The 2,788-nt window shown below is 70.2% G+C and carries 5 protein-coding genes; 1 reads left to right on the top strand and 4 read right to left on the bottom strand.

The annotated features are described in order from the left end of the window. The 4 genes from GH736_RS24715 to GH736_RS20655 form a co-directional block, all read right to left on the bottom strand. Positions 1-209, bottom strand: a 209-nt coding sequence (locus GH736_RS24715) for a hypothetical protein (protein ID WP_203230886.1), incomplete at its 3' end; no start/stop codon positions are given. Beyond that, positions 194-382 carry a hypothetical protein gene (locus GH736_RS20665; protein WP_159606663.1) on the bottom strand — a complete coding sequence of 63 codons (189 nt, stop codon included), beginning with the start codon at positions 380-382 and terminating at the stop codon, positions 194-196. The genes GH736_RS20665 and GH736_RS24715, both read right to left, overlap by 16 nt. A 125-nt stretch (positions 383-507) precedes the next feature. Continuing rightward, on the bottom strand, positions 508-1,377 hold the full coding sequence (locus tag GH736_RS20660) for an LLM class flavin-dependent oxidoreductase (RefSeq protein ID WP_159606661.1): 870 nt from the start codon (positions 1,375-1,377) through the stop codon (positions 508-510). Between the two features lie 203 nt (positions 1,378-1,580). Then, complete coding sequence (locus GH736_RS20655; protein WP_159606659.1) at positions 1,581-2,186, bottom strand: dihydrofolate reductase family protein; 606 nt, start codon at positions 2,184-2,186, stop codon at positions 1,581-1,583. A 28-nt stretch (positions 2,187-2,214) separates the two neighbouring features. Here GH736_RS20655 and GH736_RS20650 point away from each other — a divergent pair. Continuing rightward, positions 2,215-2,788: DUF1801 domain-containing protein (locus GH736_RS20650; RefSeq protein ID WP_159606657.1), on the top strand; the 574-nt coding region annotated here is incomplete at its 3' end.

Here is a 2,788-nt window from a genome sequence, read left to right as displayed (position 1 = left end):
CGGGCGGCGACGTACGGGTCTCCCTCGCCCTCGTACTCTCCGACGACGCCTCGCCGGCATGCGCGGGCGGTGCCCGTTTCCGCTCCCCAGGCTGGGTTCGAACCAACATGCTCTTGCGAGCGGCGGATTAACAGTCCGCAATCGAACAGCACAACGAACGACCTGGTCACCGAACCGCCCGCACCCGCCGCCGTCAACACCAGGTCCACCTGTTCCTCGGATCGACCGCGGCGAAGATGCTCCGCGAACTGCCGGTGCCCATGATCGTGGCCAGCACCGCCCGCTGCGCAACGACCCAGCCGCCGTCGGTGACGAGGGTGACCGCCGTGTGGGCGGCCGAGCAGGGGATGAACCGGCTCCCGGCGTTCGGCTGCAGCGACACGGTGTCGTAGCCGGTGACCTCGGCGAGCCAGTTCTCGAGCTGCTCGACAAGACGGTCAGCCGGCGTGCCAGCCCGCGCTCGGTTCGGAACCGCGTCGTTCGCCCAGCCTCGGCAGTGCCCTCTGCCTACGGCCGCGGCGGACCCGCGAGCACCCGCTCGCGCGAGTACTGGGCGACGCGTTCGGCCGGGACCCGCCAGTCGGCCTCGAGCCACCACGTGACGCCCGCATCGGCCCACGGACGCACGACCGCGGCATCGGCGACCCGGTCGACGCCACCGGTGGTGCCCTCCTGCACGACGTCGAACGGGCGGTCGCCGAGCCCGAGTCGCTCGCGCTCGCTTTGGATCCACGCGATCGCGTCGGCGGCGATCTCGGGCGTGTAGGTGCGCTGCTGCTCGACAGGGTCGATGCCGTCGGCGCCGGGCGGCGCGTAGTTGGGGATCCAGCCGTCGTAGCGGGCGACGCGGCGCATCGATCTCATGCGCGGCCAGACCCCCACGACCCAGGTCGGGATGCGCGGCTCCTGCACGATCGCGGGCGGCAGCATGGAGTCGGTGCGCGCGGCGCGATAATGCTCGCCATCGTATTCGAACGGCTCCGCCTGCCAGAGCCGTTGCATGAGCTCGAGGCCCTCGTCGAGCAGTTCGGCGCGCACACGCCGGCCGGGATCGTCCTCGAAGATCCAGAACCGCTCCTCGACGTCGGCGGGCACGCCCAAGCCCGCGGAGAGGATCACGCGGCCGTTCGAGAGCCGGTCGACGGTCATCGTCTGCCCGGCGAGCTCCCACGGCCGCCGCCTCGGCACCGGCGTGAGCATCGTGCCGAGCCGGATGCGCTCGGTCACCATGGCGGCCGCGGCGAGGGTGGCCCACGGGTCGGTGGCCCAGATGCCCTCCCAGACGAAGAACGCGTCCCATCCGGATTCCTCTGCGAGCGCCGCCGACTCGACGGCGAACGCGGGATCGGACCCGGTGTAGATGAAGCCGTGCTGCATGCGGTCGACGCTATCGCCGGCCGCCGACACGCTGCTCGATGAGGGCGAGCTGCGTGCCGTCCGAGTCCACGAGGTATCCGGCTCGGAGCCCCCACTCCTTGCAAGGGGTCTACGTCGGGGAACGGGAAGGACTCCAGCTGCCGCCACGGACCAGGATCGTCCACCCCGCGTCGCGGAACACGCGTTCGAAACCGAAGGCGTCGTCAGCTCGCCCGGCGATACCGGATGTGCGTGGCCAGCGGCGAGTGCAGCACCTCGACGGGCTCGAATCCGAACGACGCGATGCCGTCGAAGATGCGCTCGCCGGAGCCGAGCAGGACCGGAGCGATGTCGAGGGTCAGCTCGTCGACGACCCCGGCGGCGAGTGCCTGTCGAACCGTCGAGGCGCCGCCCGCGATGTCGACGCCGGCGCCTCCTGCCGCCTCGGTCGCCATCGCGTAGGCCGCGCCGAAGCCGTCGGTGACGAAGTGGAAGGTGGTTCCGCCCTCCATCTCGATCGGCTCGTGCGCGTGATGGGTGAGCACGAACACCGGTGCGTGGTACGGCGGCTCGGCACCCCACCACCCGCGCCAGTCCTCGTCCCAAGCGCCGCGGATCGGCCCGAACATGTTGCGGCCCATCACGTAGGCGCCGCGCGGGCGCATCAGCCAGCCGGCCGCGACCTCGTCGGCCTCGTTGGCGCGAGGGTCGCCGATGTGCCAGCCGTGCAGCTCGATGCCTCGCTTGCCGAGCGGATCCTCCCGACTCTGGTCGGGCCCGGCGACGAAGCCGTCGAGCGAGATCGACATGTGGCAGGTGGTGTCCGACATCCGTGACCCTTCGAGCGATTGAGAGGCAGTGGCCGCAATCTACCCGACGAGCGGCGGCGTCTGGGATGGAGTAGCGTCCATCCATCCCCACCTTGGCGGGACGGCGACGATCCGAGGCGACCTGACCGACGACGACCGCACGGTCGACCGCTACCTCGCGTCGCTCGACGAGCAGACCGCCGCAGACAGCACGACCTTGATCGAGATGATGCAGCGCATCAGCGGGCACCCGCCGACGCTGTGGAATGTCGGCACCATCGGATTCGGCACCTACCACTACCGGTACGACAGCGGGCGCGAGGGCGACGGCCACACGATCGGGTTCTATCCGAGGAACGGCAAGCTCACCGTCTACCTCATGGATGGCACCGCACGTCATGCGGCGCTGCTGGCCGAACTGGGCAGGCACTCCACCACCGGCTATTGCGTGTACATCCGGCGACTCAGCGAGGTCGACTTGACCGTGCTCGAGCAGCTCGTCCGGGCGTCGTTCGAATTCGTCCAGTCGAAGGCCCGAGAAGGGCCGATACGCCAGATCCTGTGGAGACCGGCGAGTAGGGCCGGCCGCCGCCGACTCCCCGGAACAGCGTCGTCATCCCCCG

It is taken from the genome of Agromyces humi (assembly GCF_009720255.1).
GTDB classification, from domain to species: Bacteria; Actinomycetota; Actinomycetes; order Actinomycetales; family Microbacteriaceae; genus Agromyces; species Agromyces humi.
Note: the sequence above shows the minus strand (reverse complement) of the source record. Positions and strands in the feature narration are given on the sequence as shown.

What these genes read in the sequence shown, in the direction of transcription:
- GH736_RS20660 (WP_159606661.1), bottom strand. Translation starts at nt 1,377, where the DNA reads ATGCAGCACGGCTTCATCTACACCGGGTCCGATCCCGCGTTCGCCGTC.
- GH736_RS20655 (WP_159606659.1), bottom strand. Translation starts at nt 2,186, where the DNA reads ATGTCGGACACCACCTGCCACATGTCGATCTCGCTCGACGGCTTCGTC.